Below are 21,123 nucleotides of genomic sequence, written 5' to 3' on the forward strand. Positions count from 1 at the left end.
AGACTGGAGGAAGACACCGGATGATCGTCGCATATCGCAGAGGAGCTCCACCATGGCCGAGCAGGCACCACAGCACACGGGGCACGGGCACAGGCACAGCTACCTTCCCGCCATGGGGCACGACCGCCTGCTGCCCTACTACGACGTGTTCACCTGGCTGCTGGGTGCGCGCTCCCTGCACCGCACGCTGGCCGACCAGGCAGGCATCACGTCCGGTCTGCGCGTGCTCGAGATCGGGTGCGGCACCGGCAACCTGACGCTGCTGGTGGCGCGCCGCTATCCGGCGGCCACGGTGGTGGGCCTCGACCCCGATCCGTTGGCCCTCGCCCGTGCCCGGCGCAAGTCCGCACGCAAGGGCAACACCGTGCAGTGGGACCTCGGCAGCGCGGCAGAACTGCCCTACCCCGACGAGAGCGTCGACCGCGTGTTGTCCTGCCTGATGCTCCACCACATCGAGGAGGGCGAGAAGAACCTGGTCCTGAGCGAGGCCCGGCGGGTGCTGCGGCCGGGCGGCCGGCTGCACCTCGTCGACTTCGCGGGCGACGATCACCGCGGGCTCCTCAGCAGGCTGACGCGCCGCCACCCGCGACTGCACGACAACGCCGGGGACCGGATCCCCGCCCGCATGCGCGAGGTGGGCCTCAGCGACGTCTCCGATCTCGGCCCGGGCCGGCTCGGCGTCAGGTTCTACCGCGCCACCCGCTGAGCGACGGTCAGAGCCACCCGCGGTCGCGCGCCCGCTCCACTGCTTCGAGCCGGGTGCCGGCACCGAGCTTCTGCATCGCCGACGACAGGTAGTTGCGCACGGTTCCGGGCGAGAGGTGGACCCGCCGGGCGATGTCGGCGGCCGTGCCCGCCCCCTCGACGGCTCGCAGCACCTCGAGCTCACGTCCGGTGAGTGGGCAGTCCTCGGTCATGAGTGCCGTCATCGCCAGTTCGGGGTCGACGTAACGCCCGCCGCCGTGCACCCGGCGGATCACGTCGGCGAGCATGCTGGCCGGGGCGCTCTTCGTGACGAACCCGGTGGCGCCCGCCGCGAGCGCGCGGCGCAACACGCCGGGTCGCGCGTGCCGGGTGAGGATGATGCACCGGGTGGCGGGCTCGTTGACGGCGACCCACTGGGCGACCTCGGCACCATCGCGGCCCGGCATCTCGACGTCGAGCACGGCCACGTCCGGACGATGCCGGCGGACGCTCGCGATGGCCTCGTCACCGGTACCGGCCTCGGCGACGACCAGCAGGTCGGGCTCCAGGCCGAGCAGCGCCCCGACGGCGCCCCGCGTCAGGGACTCGTCGTCGGCGAGCACGAGACGGATCCGGCCGTCCGTGCCGGTCACCGGGACGTTCCGGGCAGCACGGCGTCGACGCGGAAGGTGCCGTCCGGACCGGGGCCCGCGTCGAGCCGGCCCGCGTGCTCGTGGAGGTAGCGATCGAGCGCGACCAGCCCGGTACCGGTATCGGTGCCGTCGCCCGGCAGCGCCCCGTCGTTGACCACCCGCAGCCGCGCCTGGCGGTCCGACACCTCGATGTCGATCGTGCAGTGACTCGGTTCAGCGTGCCGCAGCACGTTCGTCATCGCCTCTCTCAGAACGCGGCCGAACACGTTGCGCGCCGTGGGCCCGACGGACGCGGGGTCGCCGCGCACGACCAGGTCAACGCCGGCGGAGTCGAGCACGGCGCGAGCCCCGGCCAGCTCGCTGACCAGGTCGGTGCTGCGTGCGTCCCGCACGAGCGCCCTGACCTCGGTGAGCGACTCGCGAGCCACCCGCTGCACCTCGTCCATCTCGGCGCGGGCCCGGTCCGGGTCCGCGGCCTGCAGCCGCGACGCCAACTCGCTCTTGAACGCGACCACCTCCAGCGCGTGGCCCAGGATGTCGTGCAGGTCGTCGGCCAGCCGCAGCCGCTCGCGGGCGGTGGCGAGCTCGGCGGCCGCGCGCCGGGAGTCGTCCAGATCGGTGACGGCTTTGAGCCACCACAGCCGCTCGACGTCGAGTGTCCACATCGATCCGACGAAGAACGCCGCGAGGCCGGCGAAGACGAGCGGGGACGGCGGCCACAAGGACTCGTCGAGGACCGCGAGCATGATCACGTAGCCGAAGCCGAACACCGCAGCGACGGCCGAGACCACCCACGCCGCGGCCCAGCGTGCGCGCAGCCCACCGATGATGTCGCCGAGCAGCACCCCCGTGACCATCGACCAGACGAACCCGATCGGTCCGCCGGCGAGCGCGACCAGCGACACGGCCAGCCCGACAGCTGCCGCGGCGATGATGAACCAGGTCGGTGCCCGCCGGCCGAGCGACTTCGTGAGCTCCCTGATCCGCCAGACGTGCAGGACCAGCGCGGCGACGAACAGGGCCAGCAGCGCTGCGATGAAACCGCCGGACGGCCAGTCGTACAACGCGATCGTCATCGGGACCACGAACAGGTACCCGATGGTGATCAGCAACCCGATCCGACCGAACCGGCGCGCCGCTCTGACCTTCCGCTCCTCGGCTCCGGCCAGCGGCGAGACGTTCACGACGGGAAACCTAGCCAACGGAAGGCCACCAGGCCCGGAGTTGATGACACCTGTCATCGCCGCCTCTGCCGATTGTCAGCTCGACCGGTTATCAGCGGTACTACTGGCACCTACCCCCCGGTAGCGATCGTTATGGCATGACACAGACGACAGATCGGGCAGGCCCCGGTGCGGCGGCATCCTCGGACACCCAGCTCGCCATCGCCGTGCGCGACCTGCACGTGCGCTACGGCGACTTCGAGGCCGTGCGCGGCATCGACCTGGACGTGCGGCGTGGCGAGATCTTCGCGCTGCTCGGCACGAACGGTGCCGGGAAGACCACGACGCTGGAGGTGCTGGAGGGCTTCGGCACCCGTAGCGGGGGCACGGTCGCCGTGCTCGGGCTCGACCCGGCGACGGAGCGGGCAGCACTGCAGGAGCGCATGGGCGTGCAGCTCCAGGAGGGTGGGTTCGTCGAGGAGCTGACGGTGGGCGAGACGCTCGCGCTCTGGCAGCGGCTCGTCGACCGGCCGGACCGCCCGGAGCGGCTGCTGGAGCGCTTCGACCTGCGTGAGCGCCGCGACGTCTCCGTCGGGAAGCTCTCCGGCGGCGAGAAGCGGCGGCTCGACCTGGCGATGGCGGTGTGGGGGTCGCCGGAGCTGGTGATCCTCGACGAGCCCACCACCGGGCTCGACCCGGAGTCGCGCAGGCGCACGTGGGACGCCATCCAGGAGCTGCAGGAGGCCGGCCGGACCGTCGTCCTCACCACGCACTACCTGGAGGAGGCCGAGGCGCTCGCCGACCGCGTGGCGATCATGCACGAAGGCCGGGTCGCCGTCACCGGGACGCTGGCGGAGATCGTGGCCGCTCAGCCTGCCCGCTTCTCGGCCACGCTCCCGGCGGAGGTGGCCGATCTGCCGGAGCTCAGGGGAACGACGCAGCGCGACGGCGAGCGGGTGCAGGTCCGGACCGACGACCTGCAGGGGGACCTCACGACGTTCCTGAGCTGGGCAGCCGCTCGAGGGGTGCGGCTGCCCGACCTGCGAGCGGCACCTGCCTCGCTGGCCGACATCTACCACGCAGTGCGTACCGACCAGATGGAGGTGACGCGGCCATGACCGCGGCGACAACGACGGCGGCCACGGTGACGCCGGTGGGACGCGTCGTGGCCCTGGCCACGACCGAGGTCCGGCTCATCCTCCGCAACAAGACGGTGGCGGTGTCCTCGATCCTGCTGCCGGTGGGGCTGGGCGTGTTCTGGACGTTCCAGTTCAGCAGCTACGGCGACCCGGCACGGCAGGCGGTGAGCATCACGCTGCAGCTGGCCGTGGCACTGGCGATGGGGACCTACATCACGGCGACGCAGACGCTCGTGGCCCGGCGTCAGTCCCGGGTGCTGAAGCGGATGCGGACCAGCGGTCTGTCCGACCGCGGGCTGCTCGTGGCCACGCTGGCGCCGAGCGTCGTCCTCGGCCTCCTCCAGCTGGCGGTGTTCGCGGTGGTCAACGTGGGCACCGGGGCGCCGACGCCGGTCGACCCGCTGCCGCTGGTGCTCGCGGTGCTGGGCGGCCTGGCTCTCGTCGTCACGGCGGCACTGGCGACGAGCGTCGTCACGCCGTCGCCGGAGCGTTCGCAGATCACCACACTGCCGCTGATGTTCGTGATCCTCGGCGTCGGCGTCGTGGCGTCGCTCGCACCTGCGCAGGGGTGGTGGCCCGCACTGATGGTGGCGCCGGGCGCTGCGGTCGGCGACCTGGCCCAGCTCGCCATGACGGGCGGCAGCTGGACGGCGGCCACCGCAGGGCTGCCGGCGATACTGCCGGCGCTCGTGGCCATCGTCGGCTGGCCGGTGCTGTTCGGGGCCCTGGCCCTGCGCCGGTTCCGCTGGGACCCCCGGCACTGACGGCCCGCGAGCTCAGCGCCGGGTGTCGGCGCGGTGGAAGTTCAGGTGGGCCCGCGACGGCGTCGGCCCCCGCTGCCCCTGGTAGCGGGAGCCGACGCCGTCGCTGCCGTAGGGGCGCTCGGCGGGGCTCGACAGCCGGAACAGGCACAGCTGCCCGATCTTCATCCCCGGCCACAGGGTGATCGGCAGGTTCGCCACGTTCGAGAGCTCGAGCGTGATGTGCCCGGTGAACCCGGGGTCGATGAAGCCGGCGGTGGAGTGCGTGAGCAGGCCCAGCCGCCCCAGGCTCGACTTGCCCTCCAGCCGCCCGGCCAGGTCGTCGGGCAGCGACACCGACTCGAACGTGGACCCCAGCACGAACTCGCCGGGGTGCAGCACGAAGGGGTCGTCGTCGTCGGGTTCGACGGGGGACGTCAGCTCGTCCTGCTGCTGAGCCGGGTCGATGTGGGTGTAGCGGGAGTTCTGGAACACCCGGAAGAAGCGGTCCAGCCGCACGTCGATGCTCGAGGGCTGGAGCATCGCTTCATCCCACGGGTCGAGCACGAGACGTCCAGCCTCGAGCTCCTTACGGAGGTCACCGTCGGACAGCAGCACTGGACCAGCGTATCTGCGCCGCGTCAGACCTCGGTGTTGGTGGCCGGGTCGGTCATGGACGTGGGGAAGGTCGGGGAGAGCACCGGCGACGGGCACAGCCCGAACATCCACGCCACGGCCTGCTCGACCCGTGCGGCCTCGAGACCGTCGGACGGCAGGGCCGCCGGCTTCGGCGCGGCCCTGATGACCTGGCGGACCGTGGTCATGACAGCCGGGCTGAGGATGCTGCGGATCGAGTCGCCCGGCTCCGCGATGTGCGGGCCGTCGACGAGCACGGCGGGCGTGCCGAGGCCGGGAGCGTCGGTGACGAGCTCGGGGTCGTCCGAGACCAGGACGGCACTGGCCGAGAGGAGCCAGACGAGCTCCGCGAGCGGCAGGTTGCGCACCACGGTGGCCCGGGGGTGGGCCAGCAGGGGGTAGGCGGCACCGTGGCTCGCCAGCTCGCCGTAGACAACGATCTCGATGTCGGGTTCGCGATCGAGCAGGTCGGGCAGACCGGCGAGGACGCCGAGCGAGTCGGGCCGGTCGAGCCCGACGAGCACCATCTGCGGACCGCCGGACCGCACCCGCCGGAGCAGCCGCGCGAACCGGAGATCGGCAGGCCGCGGGTTGGCCGCCAGCGTGTCGCCCACCGAGATGGCGTTGGGCCCGACCGGGCTGCCCAGCGCGGCGTCGCCGGTGGTGGTGAGGAACAGCGACGCGAGCTGCCCGATGACACGCCTGTTGGCCTCCTGCGGGAACGGGCAGAGCAGGTCGTCGCCCGCCACCCCCGCCTGCAGGTGCACGACCGGAATCTGCCGCCAGAAGGCGACCTGGGCGGCCACCACCGCCGTCATGCCGCCTCCGTAGACCATGACGGCGGACGGGTCGAGATCAACGAGCAGCTCGTCGAGCCGCGTCATCAACAGCGATGCGATCGCGGCCGGATGGGGACCGGGCGGCTCCCGCAACAGCTGGGTGACCTCGGCGGGCACTCCCAGGGACTCGAAGGCCTCGTGGACGCTCATCGGGTCGGGACCGGTGGCAACGGTGAGCGCTCGGATCCGGTCGGCGTCGGCGAACGCGGTGGCGACCGGCGCCAGGCGAGCGACCTCCGGGCGGCTCCCGGCGATCAGGAGCACGTCATGATCGTGGTCCTGGGCTGGAAGCGAACCCAGGTGCGGGTCGAGCTCAGTCATGCTCGGGTCCTTCGCGGCCGGGGGAGCTGGCCTTACGGGGCTCCAGCAGTGTGAACTGGGTGTCTACCGGCCGTCGAGTCCCGATCTCACCAACCGGATCGTACGGGTGAGAACCACCCTGTTGGGTGTACGGGACTGGCCTTGCTCGTTACGGAGTGTGAGGTGCTAAGCTCCTTCGTACACTCTGCGGATGTAGTTCAATGGTAGAACATCAGCTTCCCAAGCTGAATACGCGGGTTCGATTCCCGTCATCCGCTCCACCCCGAAGGCCCAGCTCAGCGGCATTCTTCTTGCCGCGCTGGGCCTTCTGTCATCGTGACTTCTGTCTGGTTCAGGAGACCTCGTGACGACGAAGCTCGACTTCAAGCGGGAACTGGCGTGCTACACGGCGAAGCGCAACTCACCGCAGGTCACGCGCGTGCCGGACCTGCAGTACCTCATGATCGACGGCCATGGCGACCCGAACACACCCGTCTACGGGGACGCGGTCTCTGCCCTCTACCCGGTGGCCTACAAGCTCAAGTTCGCCAGCAAGAAGATCCTCGACCGCGACTACGTCGTGATGCCGTTGGAGGGCCTGTGGTGGGCCGACGACATGGGCACCTTCACCACCGCACGGGACAAGGCGCAGTGGGACTGGACCCTGATGATCATGGTTCCCGACTGGATCACGGCCGGGATGTTCACCGAAGCCGTCGAGCAGGTCGGCCGCAAGGACCGACCGACTCGGCTCGACGACGTCCGCCTGGAGGCCCTGTCCGAGGGACGCTGCGTGCAGGCTCTTCACGTCGGGGCCTACGACGACGAGGCCGAACTGCTCCGGCACATGCATGAGGAGTTCGTCCCTGAGCAGGGCCTCCGAATGGTCGGAAAGCACCATGAGATCTACCTCAGCGACCCACGGAGAGCCGAGCCGGCCAAGCTGCGCACGATCTTGCGACAGCCCGTGGCCGACGCATGAACCCCGTCAGTTTTTCTGAGCGATCAGGTAGCCCTGCGGCTGCGCCTCGTCAGGATCGGCCGGCCGGCCGGCGCTGAAGACGACACGAAAGCCGGCGCCGTCCAGCCTCCCGGCGATCTCCTCGGTGGACAGCCAGTAGGTGTCGAACTCCACGCGGGCGGTACGGCCACCACGCCTGAGCTCATCGTCGCCCGCCTTGAAGGCGGTGGCGAAGAAACCGTTCGTCTCGATCACGCGAGCCAACTCGCCGAACGCTCCCGGGCGGGCGGCCGGGTGGAGATACATGAGCGAGTACCAGCTCACGACACCACCGAGCGAGGAGTCGGCGAACGGCAGATCGCGCACGTCAGCGACCTCGAAGGGAAAACCGGGGTAGTCGCGACGCGCAACGCGGACCATTTCGGGAGCCAGGTCGACACCATACGGTTCCAGTCCGCGGGCGGCCACGAAAGGCGCCAGGCGTCCCGATCCACAGCCGACGTCACCGACTCTTCTGCTGTTTCCCGACTCCAGAATCAAGTCGCAGAACAAGCCCAGTACCGCTCTGTCGATCGGCATCCGGTCAAGCGCATCGGCCAGCTTTTCGGCGTACAGTTCCGCGAGTTCGTCGTGGGCTCGTCGAAGCTCATTCGTACTGTCGTCCACGGCAGGATCGTAGAGGGCGGATCCCCGCCGGGATCAGTCCGGCAGTATCGGGACCGAGAGGCCGGGATCTCGACCGAGCAGCACGGCGCGGGTGACGGCCGCCGAACCGAAACGGTCGTGGACGGTGTCGAGCACCGCGTCGAGAGCGGTGCCCGCCTCCTCGTCGAACGGCAGCACCAGTTGCAGCGCGGCATCGTCGTCGAGGTTGGCGACCGCCACCCCGACGAGCGTGAGCCCCCGCTCGTCGATCAGCGGCCTGGCCCGGGCCGCGAGCGCCCGCACCGCGGTGAGGACCGCCTCGGTCGAGCAGGTCGGCTGGGGCAGGGTGTGGGACCGCGAGACCCGTGAGTAGTCGCCGAACCGCAGCCGGAGCACCACGGTGCGCCCCACCCGGCCGGCGCCCCGCAACCGCCGGCAGATCCGGTCGACCAGGGCGACGACCACGGCGTCGACGGCCTCCGGCGTGCTCGGCGCCCGGCGGCTCATCGCCCGCTGGGACCCGATGGAACGCCGCCGGCGGCCGGGCTGCACCGGTCGGGGGTCGCGGTTGTGGGCGAGGGCGTGCAGATGCCGGCCCAGCGCCCCGCCGAGCAGGGAGACGAGGATCTTCTCGGGGAGTTCGGCGACCTCGCCGACCGTGGAGATCCCGTGCTCGTGGAGTTTGGCGGCCGTCACCTTGCCGACGCCCCAGAGCCGCTCCACCGCGAGCGGGTGGAGGAAGCCGAGTTCGTCGTCGGTCGGCACGACGAGCAGGCCGTCCGGCTTGGCCACACCGCTCGCCACCTTCGCGAGGAACTTCGTCCTCGCCACCCCGACGGTGATCGGGAGCCCGACCCGTTGCAGCACCTCGGCGCGCAGCCGTGCCGCGATCCCGCTCGGCGCCCCGGCAATCCGGCGGAGCCCCGCGACGTCGAGGAACGCCTCGTCGATCGACAGGCCCTCCACCAACGGCGTGGTGTTGCGGAACACCTCGAACACCGCCTTGCTCGCGGCGGAGTAGGCGGACATCCGGGGCGGCACGACGATCGCCTGCGGGCACAGCGACCGAGCCTGCGAGCCGCCCATCGCCGTGGCGACGCCGCAGGCCTTCGCCTCGTAGCTCGCGGCCAGCACGACACCGCCCCCGACGATCACCGGACGACCGCGCAGCCGGGGGTCGTCGCGCTGCTCGACCGACGCGTAGAACGCGTCCAGATCGGCATGCAGGATCGTCCCCTCGCCCGACACGAACATATGTTCGCATCGATCCGGCCGCCGGGCCGCGGAGTCACCCGATCAGCGGTCCGGCGTCATGCCTCGAGCACCTGAGCCATCAGCATGGTCGCGGGGCCGAATCCCGCACGGGCGTAGAACGGCACGGAACGCTCGCTCGGCGACAGCACCACCCGGACGCACCCGATCTCCCGCGCGTGCCCCAGCAGCTTGTCGAGCAGTGCCGAGCCGACACCACGGTCACGGAATCCCTCGAGGACGAAGGCGTTCGCCAGGTATCCCCACCGCGCCGGGGCCCGCTCCGGACTCGGCATCCGCTCGAAGACCACCAGGTGCATCATCCCGATCAGCCGGTCGCCGGCATCGGCGAGGAAGGAGATCCGTCGCCCCGCCTCGCCCTGGATCCACTCCTCGAAGCGGGCGTCGAACCCGTCGTCGTGGCTCGGCCGCCCGAGCTGCTCCTCGCGGAGCGTCCTCCTGAGCCCGGCGATGCCCTCCGCGTCCTGCGGGCCCGCCACTCGAATCGCGACACCGTCGATCATGACGTCATCGTGTCGCGGCGCGCGCCTCCCGCCACAGAGCGTTTTCCACGTAGTGGTTGTCGAAGCGCGCCTGCGACTCCCCGATCTCCCGGGGCTCGGCCTCCCCACGGTGGACGCGGTCGAGCAGCCGGTAGTAGTCGAACCGATCCATCCCCGGCGTGAAGACGAAGAGCACGTCCGCATCCGCATCCGGGACGGCACCGAAGGCGTGCGGCACGCGCGGCGGGACGAGCAGGAGGTCACCCTGGTCGAGGACGTGCAGCCGGTCCTCGACCAGCACCTGCAGGCTGCCGCCGAGCACGACGAACAGCTCGGACGCGCGGGCGTGGAAGTGCGGTGGGGCGCCGTCGGCGCCTGCCCGGAAGGTCGACCTGTTGCAGGTGACCACCCCGCCGGTGGTGGCCGAGTCGGCGAGCAGGGCGATGGTCCCGCCGGGGTCACCGGTGAGGGTCTCGGCGTCGGACGCCCGGACGAGCAGTGGTGCCGTGGTCGTGTTCATGACGTCGACTCTCGCGCCGGACAGGGCCGGGAACAACGACAGACGTGAACTCGAACGATAACCTCTGCGTTATGGAGCTCCGGGAGATCGAGATCTTCCTCGCGCTCGCCGAGGAACTCCACTTCGGCCGCACGGCCGAGCGGCTGCACGTGTCCCAGGCCAGGATCAGTCAGACGATCAAGAAACTGGAGCGCCAGGTGGGCGCCCCGCTCTTCGACCGGACGAGCCGCCGTGTGGCCCTCACCCCGATCGGAGCCGGGCTGCGGGACGATCTCGCGCCCGCCTTCCGGCAGATCGTCGACGGTGTGGCGCGGGCGACGGACGCGGGACGCGGGACGGGCGGCGTCCTGCGTCTCGGGTTCGAGGCGCCGGGGGTCGCCGACCTCGTCGCCGACGTGCTCGACGCATACCGCTCCCGGCGCCCGGACGGCGACGTGCAGGTCCGGGAGGCCGACTTCCGCGACCCGTTCGGCATGCTCCGCGGGGGTGAGGTGGATGCGCTGGTCACACTGCTGCCCGTCACCGAGCCGGACCTGGCCGTCGGCCCCGTCGTCCTCACCGAACCGATGGTGCTGGCCGTGCCGATGCGGCACCCGTTCAGCCGGCTCGACTCCGTGACGCTCGACGACCTCGCACGCGACACGGTGTTCCGCGCGGCCCGGCCCGCACCGCCCTACTGGGTGGAGCCTCCCGAGCCGTGGACGACGCCGGGCGGCCATCCGGTGCGGCGCGGACGCGTCCTCACGACGTTCCAGGAACTGCTCGCGGTGATCGCGGCGGGCGAGGGCATCTGCCCCCTCGCCGCGCACGCGAGGCAGTACTTCGCGCACCCGAGGATCACCTTCGTGCCGTTCCGGGACGCGCCCCACGTCGAGTGGGCGGTCGTGTGGCGCCGGGCGGGCGAGACGGAACGCGTGCGCGAGCTCGCCCGCGTCATCCGGAGCCGGGCCGGCTGACGCGGCAGCGTGTTCACCGCTTGGGGGTCACCCGACGCCGGATCACGAGCGTGCCGCGTCGAACGCCTTCCGCAGGCGCACCGGGGCGCGTTCGCGCCACGCGTCCTCGACCAGCTCCCTCAGCTGCTGGTGCGACACCTTCTCCAGGTCGACGAGGATCGCGCCGTACCCGTCGTAGTGCGGCGTCGTGTAGAACGCCGGGTCGCCGGAGGCGAGCAGGACCTCTTTCTCGTCAATCTGACACATCAGGACCAGGCCGCCCTCGGCCTCGGCGCGGAGCCGCGCGAAACCCTTGCCCTTCACCTTCAGGGCCGGCGTCCCGTAGGAGGTCGACCGCTCCACCTCCGGCAGGCCGCTCGCGATCGCCACGACGTCGTCCCAGCTCGGCATGGAGCCATCGTGGCCTGCTCCGCGCCGGCCGTCATGGACGAATCGGAGGTCAGCGCGCCCGGGGAGGCCGCAGCGGTGGGGCCTTCGCGATCACCACCGTGCCCGCGAGCGCCGCCCCCAGTCCCGCCGCCAGCACCCACGCCCAGCCGGGGCGCACCGGGTCGCCCAGCAATTGGATGCCGACCATCCCCGGTACGAGCACCTCGGTCACCGTGAAGACCGCGGTGACCGCGCCGACGTCGCCCCGGGACAGCGCAGCCGTGTAGCCGAACATCCCCACCAGCCAGAACCCGACCACCAGGTAGGTGGACGGCTGGCCGAGCAGCAGCGCCAGGTCGAACCCTTCCCCGGTCTGGACGTGCGCTGCCCGCACCGACAGAGCGGTGCCACCGAACCCCAGGCCCGACACCAGCGCGAGCGGCCACGCGTGCTTGCCCTGCCGCAGGATCAGCACGGCGACAGCCAGCAGCAGCAGCGAGACCAGCAGGACGACGTCGACGCCACGCGGGCGGACCGGCGGCTGCTCGCTCCCCGCGCTGGCGGCCACCATGACCAGGCCTGCCAGGCACACCGCCACGGCGATCCGGTTCCTGATCGGCAACGGCACACCGATCATCCGGGCGTTCACCACGGCGGTCAGGGCGATCGTCCCACCGATGATGGCCTGCACGGCGAACACGGGTAGCACGCGCAGCGCCAGCACTGCGCAGCCCCACGCCACGAAGTCCACCGAGACCCCGGCGATGTAGCGGGGCTGGATCGCAGCAGGTCGGGTACGGGTGGCACGACGCGCACCCGCGGCCTGCAGGAGGGCCCCGAAGCTGTTCAGGACCATCGCGACAGTCGCGAGCAGGATCCCGACCAGCACGATGCCAGCATGCCGCCCCGCGCCGCGGGCCGCTCGTCCGACCCGCCGGGTTCAGGCCCCGGGGGGGCAAGGATGCGGTAACGACAGCCGCATCACCGGGAGCGGTCTGCCGAGCGGGGAGTCCGTCCAGCGGACCGTCACACCGCCCATCCGTTCGTAGAAGCCCAGGGCGTACGGCTCGGCCTCCCACTCGAGGAAGCGCCCGCCGCGAGCCGTCGCACGGGCCACCGCATGCTCGAACAGCAGCCGTCCCGACCCGCGCCCGATCTCGGCGGGCTCGAGCCACAGGTCGTCCAGCACGACGAGGTCGCCGCGGTGCAGCAGCGTGTAGAACCCACGGATCTCGCCCGCCCGCTCGCCCACCTGCACGTCGTTGGCCGCCACCACCTCGGGCGTGAGTCCGAGCGTGCGCGCGAAGCGGGCGAGGAACTCCGCCGGGTAGGGCCAGTGTCCCTTGGCTCGCACGGCGAGCGCTGCCAGCAAGGCGGCCTCGTCCGGGCGGGCCGGCCGGATCAGCACCCGGCCAGTGTCCCGCCCCGCCCGGTTTCCCGCGTCAGCGCCTCGCGCGGTCGTCCCCGCTCGGTATCGGGGTGAAGAACCCGCTCATCAGACCGCCCGCGACCACGGGCCGTGCGCGCTGCGCGCGGTGTTCGTGCAGCTTGCGACGCGCTCCCTCGGACACCCGCACGAACGCGAGCACCAGCACCGTCCCCAGAATCAGAGGTACCCCGACCAACAGCACGGGCCACCCGAAGGCCCCGTACGCGACGCCCAACGCCGCAATCTCCATGGCGATGACCGCCCCGCCCATCCGCAGCACTACAGCTCTCCCTCTCCCCCGACGCGCCACCGGCGCGCCATATGCACGTTCATCGCCGGAGCCTGCTCGGATGTGACGGTGTTGGGACGCAGCGACACGAGTGAAGCAAGACGGGCGATCAGTTCTGTTCGACCGGAGGTACGTCGTCCGGCCGGATGGTCGCGCAGGACCCGGGCGCCGGGTCAGACGGTCGGTGAGGCAGCCGTCGGCGGTTGCGTCGACGGCGCGGAAGGCGCGGCGGCGCCGTTCCCGGTCGGGCCGGCCGCGCCCGTGCCGCTCGCCGGCTGGTCCCCGGCAGGCGGGGTGCCGCCTCCGGCGTCGACGGGGGTGCCGCCACCGCCCGGAGGGGTCTCGACCGGCGGGGTGCCACCCGCGGTCGGGGGGACCGTGCCGCCGACGGGTGGAGTTACCGGGCCTCCGGTTCCCGGCGTGGTGCCGGGGTCGGTGCCGCTCGAGGGTGGCGGGTCGGTGGTGGTCTGCGCCGGTGGCGGCTCGGTGGTCGGCCCGCCCAGCGGGGGATCGACCACCGCGGTGGTGGTGGGCGTCGATCCGCCCGCACTGGGCCGCGTGGGGGCCACGCCGGGCGCGCGGGCGGCCCCGCCGCCGGGCGCGTTGTTGCCGTTGCCGGCCGAACCGCCGCCGTCACCCCCGGCATCCTCCCGGGGGGCTCCGGTGTCGGGAGGGGGGACCACCGGCGCCGAGGGGGGACCGGGTTCGGGTTCGGACGTGGCGACCGCGTCGCTCGGCCGGTTGTTCGTGCCGATCTCCGCCGACGAGGGAGGGGTGGGCCACAACATCACCGCGGCCCCGACCGCCGCGGCGGCCAGCAGCCCCCCGATCCCCACCAGCAACCCGACCTGCCGCTGCTCGGGCGCCGCCTCGCGGTGGTTCCAATCCGCCTGCGGCGGGGACGACGGCGCTGCGCCGCCGGCGAGCAACGAGGTGGCGGGCTCGTGGGACGGTCCGAGGTAGCCGCCTGCTGCCGGAAACCCCCCGGACAGCGACGAGGCGCCCGCGGGGGTGAGGGCGGGCAACGGCGGCCGGGCAGGCGGGAACACGACGCCACCTGCTGGGGGCCAGTGCTCGACCACCTCGGTCGCACCGGCGACGGGGGGGATCACCACGCCCGGCCACGACGCCGTCGGCTTCGGCGACACCGCCAGCGCGGCCCCCTTGGCAATGGCGTTCTTCGGGTCGGCGTCGACGGCCACGGGCCTGCCGAGCTGCTCGGACACGAGCTGTCCGACCAGCGGGATGCGCGACGAGCCGCCGACCAGCAGCACCGCCCTCAGCTCCTCGGGGGTGAGGCCTGCCGAGGCGACCGCCCTCCGCAGCGCGGCGACCGTGTCCTCGATGTGGGGCCGGATCATCGCCTCGAACTCGCTGCGGTGCAGCCGCACCGAACCGCGGGAGGCGGGCATCAGCACCGGAATGGAGACGTCGGTGTCGCTGCTCAGCGCCTCCTTGGCCTCCGTGCACTCGCGCCGCACCCGGGCCACGGCGGCGAGCACCGCGGGGTCGGTGTCGTCCAGGTCGGGGGGGAAGGCCGTCGGCAGGCCCGCCCGGACGTGGTCGAAGACGGCGTCGTCGAAGTCGATGCCACCGAGCCGTTCGATTCCCTCGGGATGGCCGAGCAGCCCGAACCCGATGGTGGCCGCGTCGGCCGACGGGTCGCCCTTGCGGACGACCGCGGCGTCGAACGTGCCACCGCCCAGGTCGTAGACGGCGATCGCGGAGCCGGTGGGGATCCGCTCGGCTGCCGCGTAGTGCAGGGCGGCGGCCTGCGGCTCGGCCAGGAATGTGACGGTCAGGCCCTGGTCCGCGAGCGCCTCCGCCAGCAGGTCCTTCTTGTGCGTGCCCCATGACGCGGGGTGGGTGACGGCGATCCGGTCGGCAGGCCCGCCCTCACGCTCGGCCACCCGGTCGACCACCCACCGGACCAGCAGGGCCGACAGTTCCTCGGGCGCCCACGCCCGGCCGGCCACCAGGATCGGCGTCGGGTCGCCGATGCGGCGCTTGAACTCGCGAATCACCCGGTCCGGGTCGGTCAGTGCGCGGCGCTCGGCGGCCTCACCGACCACGACCGAGCCCTCGGGGCCCACGAACAGCACGGACGGGACGATGGAGCTGCGGGTACCGAGGGTCACGACCTCCGGCTCGGCCCAGCCCTGGCCAGGCGACCGGCACACGGCAGCTGAGGTATACGTCGTCCCCAGGTCGATACCGAGCTGGTAGCCCATCGAGTTCCCCTCAGCCACCGATCCGGCCCCGGTGCCGGGATCGGTCCCACCTCTAACGGCATCGCAGTATTGCGTATGTCCGTTAGCTCCCGAACGGGTCACGCACTGGTGAGAGCCCGATCCCCTACGTGTTCCCCCGGGTCCCCCGACAGCTCGGTGCCGAATCCCCGAACGGGCGGTTCGCGAACCATGGCTGATCCCCGATGGCCCGGGGGCGCCCCCCTCATAGCTTTCGTCTCAACGCCGGTCGGCCCGACCGGGACCCCACCGACACACCGGAGATGATCGCCATGAGCGAGCCGATGACGCTGCTCGAGTTCCTGCGTGAGCTGCTCACCAACGAGCAGGCCCGCGACTGGTACGCCGATGACCCCGACGCCGCCCTGAAGTACTACGGCCTCGACGACCTCAGCCCGGCGGACGTCCACGACGCCCTCACGCTGATCGAGGACAACCAGACCGCTGACTTCGACCGGGAGTACAACACCGGCCACAACGAGGTGCACTTCCCCTCGCCGCCGCCGGTTCCGGCTCACTACGAGGGTGGCGACCACGAGGCCGCGGTCGAGTACCTCAACCGGTACATCACCAACAACTACGTGAACGACCAGGACACGATCGTCGACAACTCGACGAACCAGCAGATCGACACCCACGGTGGCGACTTCGACCAGGACATCGACGTCGACTCGGTGGTCGCCTCCGGCGACGGCTCCGTGGCGGCCGGCGGGGACATCGACGGCTCCACCATCGTGAGCGGCGACGGCAACCAGGTCGGCGACGGCAACGTCAGCGGGCACGACAACGTCGTGGGTGACGGCAACAACGTCATCAGCGGCGACGGCAACACCGCCGCGTTCGGCGACGGCGACGCCAACAGCGCCTCCTTCGACGACGTCTCCGTGGGCAACGGCGGCGCCATCTCGGTCGGCGGCGACGCCAGCGGCGACTACGACGTCGAGGACTCGTTCAACGAGACCAACACGACGGTCAACAACCACACCGAGTACGACGACTCGTTCAACGAGGACAACGACAGCACGTCGAACTCCTTCAACGAGTCGCACTCCTCGACCGACGTCGACTCGCACGACGAGACCGTGAACCACGTCGGAAGCCACAACGACGTCGACATCGACCACTGATCAGGTTCCACCCGCGCCCGGCCGCGGCCCCGCTCCTGCAGGAGCGGGGCCGCGGCCGGCGCTGCACCACCGCACGTCCGGGAGGCCGCCCTCCCGCCCGATCGGAAGGCCGGTCCCGGCCCCCGATCCCCCAGGCAGACACGACGCCGAGCCCCCACCCCCGGGATCGAGAACTCTGGACGATCCCCGATGGCCCGGCCGGCGGAGCGACCTAGTTTTCCTGGCAACGCCGGTTCGCCCGGCAGCCCGCGAACCCGACCCACATTGGGGAGATGACCGAGATGACCACCTCGACCTCGCTGCTCGACCTGCTGCTCAACCTGCTGCGTGACCCGGAGGCGCTGGCCGCCTACAAGGACGACCCCGACAGCTTCCTCGCCTCCTGTGGCGACATCTCGCCCGACGACGTCCGCGACGCCCTCGTCCTGCTCGAGGACAGCCAGGACGCCGACTTCGACCGCGAGCACAACACCGGCGGCAATAACGGCGGCCACCACAACGTCCACGTGCCCCCGCCGCACACCCCGGACCGGCACGACGGTGAGAACGACCACGACGCCACCGTCCGCTACCTGAACACCTACATCACGAACAACCACATCGACGACCGCGACACGATCGTCGACAACTCCGTCAACCAGCAGATCGACACCGGCGGCGGCGACTTCGACCAGGACATCGACATCGACTCCACGGTCGCCTCCGGCGACGGGTCCGTGGCAGCGGGCGAGGACATCGAGGACTCCACCATCGTCACCGGCGACGACAACCAGGTCGGCGACAACAACGTCAACGGCGAGCACAACGTCGTGGGTGACGACAACAACGTCATCAGCGGTGACGACAACACCGCCGCGTTCGGCGACGGCGACGCCAACAGCACCTCCTTCGAGGACGTCTCGGTGAACAACGGCGGCGCGATCGCGGTCGGCGGCGACGCCGACGGCAGCTCCGACGTGGACGGCTCGTTCAACGACACCACCACCGAGACCAACACCAGCACCGAGTACGAGGACTCGTTCAACGAGGACAACGACAACACGTCGGGCTCCTTCAACGAGTCGCACTCCTCGACCGACGTCGACTCGAACGACACCACGCACAACGACGTCGACAGCCACAACGACCTCACGATCGACCACTGATCACGTTCACCGGTCGCCGAAGCCCACCCCATGCCGGGGTAATCTCCAGCTGATGCGACCACCGGCCCCGCCACTCCACGGGATCCTCCGAGGTGGCGGGGCCGGCGTCGTTTCTGGAAGCAGGCTCGCGCCTGCAAATGCAGCCGTGAGGAGGGCAGGGACACCGTGGCGGTACCCGCAGCGGTCGAACTGGTCGACCTCGCACTGAAGGCCACCACCGCCTACGAGCGGTCCGATCTCGGCGGCAGGCTGCTCCAGACGCGCAAGCGCCTGGTCGACCCCGATGTGCGGGTCCTCGTCGTCGGGGAGTTCAAGCAGGGCAAGAGCCAGCTGGTCAACGCGCTGGTCAACGCCCCGGTCTGCCCGGTCGACGACGACATCGCCACCGCCGTGCCCACCGTCGTCAAGCACGCCGAGACCACCACGGTCGCGCTGGTGCGGGAGGGCGGCGAGAACGCGTCTCCTGAGCGCATCGAGGTGCCGGCCGGGCGGCTCGCCGAGTACGTCTCCGAGGCGGGCAACCCGGGCAACAAGGCGATGCTGAGCTACGCCGAGGTCGGGTTGCCCCGCAAGCTGCTCGCCGGCGGCCTGGTGCTCGTCGACACCCCCGGCGTCGGCGGGCTGGGGTCCGCCCACGGCGCCGCCACCATGTCCGCGCTGCCGAGCGCCGACGCCGTCCTGCTGGTCTCCGACACCGCGCAGGAGTACACGGGCCCGGAGCTGGAGTTCCTGCAGGCGGCGTTGAAGCTGTGCCCGAACGTGGCGTGTGTGCTCACCAAGACCGACCTCTACCCGCACTGGCGCCGGATCATGGAGCTCGACCGTGGCCACCTCACCGCCACGGGGATCGACGCCGAGATGTTCCCGGTGTCCTCGATGTTGCGGTTGCACGCCGCCAAGACGCAGGACACCGCGCTCATGGACGAGTCGGGGTTCCGTCAGCTGGTGAACTTCCTGCTCAACAAGGTCGTCGCCCAGTCCGACGACCTGGACCGGCGCTCGACGAGCCACGACGTGCTGTCCGTGAGCGAACAGCTCGCCGCGGGGATGAAGGCGGAGCTCGAGGTCCAGCAGGACCCGGAGCGCATGGAGTCGCTCGTCGCCGAGCTGTCCCGGGCGAAGGGCAACGCCGACGAGCTCAAGCAGCGCTCGTCACGCTGGCAGATCACGCTCAACGACGGGGTCGCCGACCTGCAGTCCGACATCGACTACGACCTGCGCGACCGGCTGCGCACGATCACGCGCGAGGCCGAACAGCTGATCGACGACGCCGACCCGGCCGAGATCTGGGAGCAGTTCGCGGAGTGGTTCCACCAGCAGGTGTCCTCCGCGGCGTCGGCCAACTTCGTGTGGGCGGCCGAACGTGCCCGCTGGCTCGCCGGGCAGGTCGCAGAGCACTTCGCCGAAGGCGCCGACATCCTGCTTCCCGAGCTGCGGTTCGACGACGAGGGGATGGCCGGGAAGGTCGACCCGCTCGTCCGGCCCGAGGTGGAGAAGTTCGGCACGGGCCAGAAGCTCCTGACCGGTATGCGGGGCGGCTACAGCGGCATGCTGATGTTCGGCATGCTCGGCGCCTTCATGGGCCTGCCCATCTTCGCGGGAGCGCCCGCGGGTATCGCGCTGGGCGTCAAGTCCGTGCGTGACGAGAGCAAGAGGCAGCTGATGAAACGGCGGTCGGACGGGAAGCAGTCCGTGCGCAAGCACATCGACGAGGTGACCTTCCAGGTCGGCAAGGACTCCCGCGACATGCTGCGGCGCACCCAGCGGCAGCTGCGCGACCACTTCAGCGCGATCGCCGAGGAGATGAGCACCTCGCTGGCCACGTCGGTGCTCGCCGCGCAGAACGCGGTGAAGACCACCAGCTCCGAGCGGGAGCGGCGGATCCGCGACCTCAAGGCCGAGCTCGAGCGCATCGACGGACTCGCCACGAGGGCGCGCGCACTCGTGAAGGACCTGAATACCGGGCAACCCGTCGCCGTCGGGTCGGGGGCCGCGCCCCGGAGCCCGGCGAGGAAGTCCCTGTGAACGGTCCCACCCCCGCGCTCGGCTCCGTCGTCCGCGTGCTGTTGCGGCGCACGATCGACACCTACCGCGACAGCCCGAACGCCGTCGGCTGGCTGCAGCACAACCTGAACCGCTTCGACGAACCGCTGCGCGTCGCGATCGCCGGCAAGGTCAAGGCCGGCAAGTCGACGCTGCTCAACGCCCTGGTGGGCGAGGAGATCGCACCCACCGACGCAGGCGAGTGCACCCGCATCGTCACGTGGTACATCGACGCCCAGGTCCCCAAGGTGATGATGTACCCGAAGGGCGTGCCACCGCGGCAGCTCGCGATCAGCCGCGCGAACGGCGCGCTGTCCTTCGACCTGCAGGGCACGCCCGTCGAGCAGGTGGACAAGCTCGAGGTGGAGTGGCCGTCGCAGAGCCTGCGCACCCACACCCTCATCGACACCCCCGGTATCGCGTCGTTGTCGGCCGACACCTCGGCCAGGGCGGGTGCCTTCCTCACCCCCGACGAGTCGCCCAGCCAGGCCGACGCCGTGATCTACCTGATGCGCCACCTGCACGCCACGGACGTGCGCTTCCTGGAGTCGTTCTTCGACCAGGGTGTGGCCAGGGCCACGCCCGTCAACACGATCGGCGTCCTGTCCCGGGCCGACGAGATCGGCGTCGGGCGGCTCGACGCGCTGAGCTCGGCACGGCGGATCGCGCGCCGCTACCGGGCCGACGAGAAGATCCGTGGGCTGTGCCAGACGGTCGTGGCGGTGGCCGGGCTGCTCGCCCAGACCGGGCGCACCATGCGCCAGCACGAGTTCACCGCCCTCACCGCGCTCGCCGAGCTGCCCCGGTCCGACCTCGACGCGATGCTCCTGTCGGTCGACCGGTTCTCCCGGACCGAGCTCCCCGACCCGTCCACCGGGCCCGACGCCGACGCCCGCGCGCGCCTCATGGAGCGTTTCGGCCTGTTCGGGGTGCGGCTGTCCACCACCCTGATCCGGCAGGGCATGAACGATCCCAACGCCATCGCCACCGAACTGGTGAAGCGCAGCGGGCTCGACGATCTGCGCAGCGTGCTCGCCACGCAGTTCACCGAGCGCCGGGACCTGCTCAAGGCGCGCTCGGCGTTGCTGGCCGTCGACCTCGTGCTCACCCGCGAGCCCCGGCCTTCCGCCGCACCACTGGTGGCGGAGGTCGAACGGATCCTGGCAGGCGCCCACGAGTTCGCCGAGCTGCGGCTGCTCTCGACGCTGCGCTCCGGTGCGGTGCGGCTGCCCACCGAGGCGCTGCAGGAGGCCGAGCGGCTGCTCGGTGGGGACGGTGGCTCGGCCGCCGCGCGCCTCGGGCTGGAACCCGACGCCCACCCCGACGAGCTGCGCGCCGCGGCACTGGACGCCGTGGCCCGCTGGCAGCGGCGGGCGGAGAGCCCCATGTCCGGACGCGCCGTGTCGGACGTCGCCCGGCTGGTGGTCCGCAGCTGCGAGGGCGTGCTCGCCGGCCTGTACCGCTAGGAGGGTGCTGCGACTC

Annotated in this window: 22 protein-coding genes and 1 tRNA gene; 10 read left to right on the forward strand and 13 right to left on the reverse strand. The window is 71.3% G+C overall.

The genetic code is table 11. From position 1 onward, the window contains the following. Positions 1-112 precede the first annotated feature (112 nt). Complete coding sequence (locus AC5L35_RS08050) at positions 113-706, forward strand: class I SAM-dependent methyltransferase (protein WP_495058922.1); 594 nt, start codon at positions 113-115, stop codon at positions 704-706. A 7-nt stretch (positions 707-713) separates the two neighbouring features. Here the strand turns inward: AC5L35_RS08050 and AC5L35_RS08055 are convergent, their stop codons facing one another. Beyond that, positions 714-1,337 (reverse strand): response regulator transcription factor, encoded by a 624-nt coding sequence (locus AC5L35_RS08055; RefSeq protein WP_495058923.1) that lies wholly within the window; start codon positions 1,335-1,337, stop codon positions 714-716. Then, positions 1,334-2,521: a sensor histidine kinase gene (locus tag AC5L35_RS08060; protein ID WP_495058924.1), complete on the reverse strand. Its 1,188-nt coding sequence runs from the start codon at positions 2,519-2,521 to the stop codon at positions 1,334-1,336. The genes AC5L35_RS08055 and AC5L35_RS08060 overlap by 4 nt, the downstream gene beginning before the upstream one ends. 137 nt (positions 2,522-2,658) lie before the next feature. Between AC5L35_RS08060 and AC5L35_RS08065 the strand changes: the two genes are divergently transcribed. Together AC5L35_RS08065 and AC5L35_RS08070 are read left to right on the forward strand one after the other, a co-directional pair. Continuing rightward, the gene (locus AC5L35_RS08065) at positions 2,659-3,618 is read left to right on the forward strand and encodes an ABC transporter ATP-binding protein (protein WP_495058925.1); all 960 of its coding nucleotides are present in this window, start codon (positions 2,659-2,661) and stop codon (positions 3,616-3,618) included. Next, positions 3,615-4,403 carry an ABC transporter permease gene (locus AC5L35_RS08070; RefSeq protein WP_495058926.1) on the forward strand — a complete coding sequence of 263 codons (789 nt, stop codon included), beginning with the start codon at positions 3,615-3,617 and terminating at the stop codon, positions 4,401-4,403. The genes AC5L35_RS08065 and AC5L35_RS08070 overlap by 4 nt, the downstream gene beginning before the upstream one ends. A gap of 12 nt (positions 4,404-4,415) precedes the next feature. Here the strand turns inward: AC5L35_RS08070 and dcd are convergent, their stop codons facing one another. Both dcd and AC5L35_RS08080 read right to left on the reverse strand, forming a co-directional pair. Then, entirely contained in the window at positions 4,416-4,997 is a 582-nt protein-coding gene (gene dcd, locus AC5L35_RS08075) for a dCTP deaminase (RefSeq protein WP_495058927.1), read from the reverse strand. Between the two features lie 23 nt (positions 4,998-5,020). Next, positions 5,021-6,175 (reverse strand): UDP-N-acetylglucosamine 2-epimerase, encoded by a 1,155-nt coding sequence (locus tag AC5L35_RS08080; protein WP_495058928.1) that lies wholly within the window; start codon positions 6,173-6,175, stop codon positions 5,021-5,023. Positions 6,176-6,361: 186 nt separating this feature from the next. On the opposite strand from AC5L35_RS08080, the gene AC5L35_RS08085 reads away from it, so the two are divergent. Further along, positions 6,362-6,435: transfer RNA gene (locus AC5L35_RS08085), tRNA-Gly, on the forward strand. A gap of 83 nt (positions 6,436-6,518) precedes the next feature. Beyond that, positions 6,519-7,136 carry a GyrI-like domain-containing protein gene (locus AC5L35_RS08090; protein WP_495058929.1) on the forward strand — a complete coding sequence of 206 codons (618 nt, stop codon included), beginning with the start codon at positions 6,519-6,521 and terminating at the stop codon, positions 7,134-7,136. A gap of 6 nt (positions 7,137-7,142) precedes the next feature. Here AC5L35_RS08090 and AC5L35_RS08095 read toward each other — a convergent pair whose 3' ends face one another. The 4 genes from AC5L35_RS08095 to AC5L35_RS08110 are packed head-to-tail and all read right to left on the reverse strand — an operon-like array spanning position 7,143 to position 10,034. After that, positions 7,143-7,781, reverse strand: coding sequence for a class I SAM-dependent methyltransferase (locus tag AC5L35_RS08095; protein WP_495058930.1), 639 nt, complete (start codon positions 7,779-7,781; stop codon positions 7,143-7,145). A 33-nt stretch (positions 7,782-7,814) separates the two neighbouring features. Further along, positions 7,815-9,014: a DNA polymerase IV gene (gene dinB / locus AC5L35_RS08100; protein WP_495058931.1), complete on the reverse strand. Its 1,200-nt coding sequence runs from the start codon at positions 9,012-9,014 to the stop codon at positions 7,815-7,817. Positions 9,015-9,070: 56 nt separating this feature from the next. Then, positions 9,071-9,535, reverse strand: coding sequence for a GNAT family N-acetyltransferase (locus AC5L35_RS08105; protein WP_495058932.1), 465 nt, complete (start codon positions 9,533-9,535; stop codon positions 9,071-9,073). A gap of 4 nt (positions 9,536-9,539) precedes the next feature. Beyond that, positions 9,540-10,034, reverse strand: a complete 495-nt coding sequence (locus AC5L35_RS08110; protein WP_495058933.1) for a cupin domain-containing protein — start codon at positions 10,032-10,034, stop codon at positions 9,540-9,542. A gap of 71 nt (positions 10,035-10,105) precedes the next feature. Here AC5L35_RS08110 and AC5L35_RS08115 point away from each other — a divergent pair, with 71 nt between their 5' ends. Continuing rightward, a complete protein-coding gene (locus tag AC5L35_RS08115; protein WP_495058934.1) occupies positions 10,106-10,990 on the forward strand; it encodes a LysR family transcriptional regulator in 885 nt (294 codons plus the stop codon). A 42-nt stretch (positions 10,991-11,032) separates the two neighbouring features. On the opposite strand, the gene AC5L35_RS08120 is transcribed toward AC5L35_RS08115, so the two are convergent. The 5 genes from AC5L35_RS08120 to AC5L35_RS08140 form a co-directional block, all read right to left on the reverse strand. After that, on the reverse strand, positions 11,033-11,380 hold the full coding sequence (locus tag AC5L35_RS08120) for an MmcQ/YjbR family DNA-binding protein (RefSeq protein WP_495058935.1): 348 nt from the start codon (positions 11,378-11,380) through the stop codon (positions 11,033-11,035). Between the two features lie 49 nt (positions 11,381-11,429). Then, complete coding sequence (locus AC5L35_RS08125) at positions 11,430-12,248, reverse strand: hypothetical protein (RefSeq protein ID WP_495058936.1); 819 nt, start codon at positions 12,246-12,248, stop codon at positions 11,430-11,432. 51 nt (positions 12,249-12,299) lie between these two features. Continuing rightward, positions 12,300-12,767, reverse strand: coding sequence for a GNAT family N-acetyltransferase (locus tag AC5L35_RS08130; protein ID WP_495058937.1), 468 nt, complete (start codon positions 12,765-12,767; stop codon positions 12,300-12,302). A 34-nt stretch (positions 12,768-12,801) separates the two neighbouring features. Then, positions 12,802-13,068, reverse strand: coding sequence for a hypothetical protein (locus tag AC5L35_RS08135; protein WP_495058938.1), 267 nt, complete (start codon positions 13,066-13,068; stop codon positions 12,802-12,804). 182 nt (positions 13,069-13,250) lie between these two features. Continuing rightward, positions 13,251-15,326, reverse strand: coding sequence for an Hsp70 family protein (locus tag AC5L35_RS08140; protein WP_495058939.1), 2,076 nt, complete (start codon positions 15,324-15,326; stop codon positions 13,251-13,253). 272 nt (positions 15,327-15,598) lie between these two features. Here AC5L35_RS08140 and AC5L35_RS08145 point away from each other — a divergent pair, with 272 nt between their 5' ends. From AC5L35_RS08145 to AC5L35_RS08160, 4 genes are all read left to right on the forward strand, one after another. Further along, positions 15,599-16,453, forward strand: coding sequence for an IniB N-terminal domain-containing protein (locus AC5L35_RS08145; protein WP_495058940.1), 855 nt, complete (start codon positions 15,599-15,601; stop codon positions 16,451-16,453). A 272-nt stretch (positions 16,454-16,725) separates the two neighbouring features. Then, positions 16,726-17,598 carry an IniB N-terminal domain-containing protein gene (locus AC5L35_RS08150; RefSeq protein ID WP_495058941.1) on the forward strand — a complete coding sequence of 291 codons (873 nt, stop codon included), beginning with the start codon at positions 16,726-16,728 and terminating at the stop codon, positions 17,596-17,598. A gap of 165 nt (positions 17,599-17,763) precedes the next feature. After that, complete coding sequence (locus AC5L35_RS08155; protein ID WP_495058942.1) at positions 17,764-19,623, forward strand: dynamin family protein; 1,860 nt, start codon at positions 17,764-17,766, stop codon at positions 19,621-19,623. Next, positions 19,620-21,107: a dynamin family protein gene (locus AC5L35_RS08160; RefSeq protein WP_495058943.1), complete on the forward strand. Its 1,488-nt coding sequence runs from the start codon at positions 19,620-19,622 to the stop codon at positions 21,105-21,107. The genes AC5L35_RS08155 and AC5L35_RS08160 overlap by 4 nt, the downstream gene beginning before the upstream one ends. Positions 21,108-21,123 lie beyond the last annotated feature (16 nt).

It is taken from the genome of Pseudonocardia sp. OZ21 (genome assembly GCF_059359135.1).

Bases quoted from the DNA above. Each gene is read 5' to 3' on its own strand.
- AC5L35_RS08050 (WP_495058922.1), top strand. From the start codon at position 113: ATGGGGCACGACCGCCTGCTGCCCTACTACGACGTGTTCACCTGGCTG.
- AC5L35_RS08065 (WP_495058925.1), top strand. From the start codon at position 2,659: ATGACACAGACGACAGATCGGGCAGGCCCCGGTGCGGCGGCATCCTCG.
- AC5L35_RS08070 (WP_495058926.1), top strand. From the start codon at position 3,615: ATGACCGCGGCGACAACGACGGCGGCCACGGTGACGCCGGTGGGACGC.
- AC5L35_RS08080 (WP_495058928.1), bottom strand. From the start codon at position 6,175: ATGACTGAGCTCGACCCGCACCTGGGTTCGCTTCCAGCCCAGGACCAC.
- dinB (WP_495058931.1), bottom strand. From the start codon at position 9,014: ATGTTCGTGTCGGGCGAGGGGACGATCCTGCATGCCGATCTGGACGCG.
- AC5L35_RS08105 (WP_495058932.1), bottom strand. From the start codon at position 9,535: ATGATCGACGGTGTCGCGATTCGAGTGGCGGGCCCGCAGGACGCGGAG.
- AC5L35_RS08110 (WP_495058933.1), bottom strand. From the start codon at position 10,034: ATGAACACGACCACGGCACCACTGCTCGTCCGGGCGTCCGACGCCGAG.
- AC5L35_RS08115 (WP_495058934.1), top strand. From the start codon at position 10,106: ATGGAGCTCCGGGAGATCGAGATCTTCCTCGCGCTCGCCGAGGAACTC.
- AC5L35_RS08120 (WP_495058935.1), bottom strand. From the start codon at position 11,380: ATGCCGAGCTGGGACGACGTCGTGGCGATCGCGAGCGGCCTGCCGGAG.
- AC5L35_RS08145 (WP_495058940.1), top strand. From the start codon at position 15,599: ATGAGCGAGCCGATGACGCTGCTCGAGTTCCTGCGTGAGCTGCTCACC.
- AC5L35_RS08150 (WP_495058941.1), top strand. From the start codon at position 16,726: ATGACCGAGATGACCACCTCGACCTCGCTGCTCGACCTGCTGCTCAAC.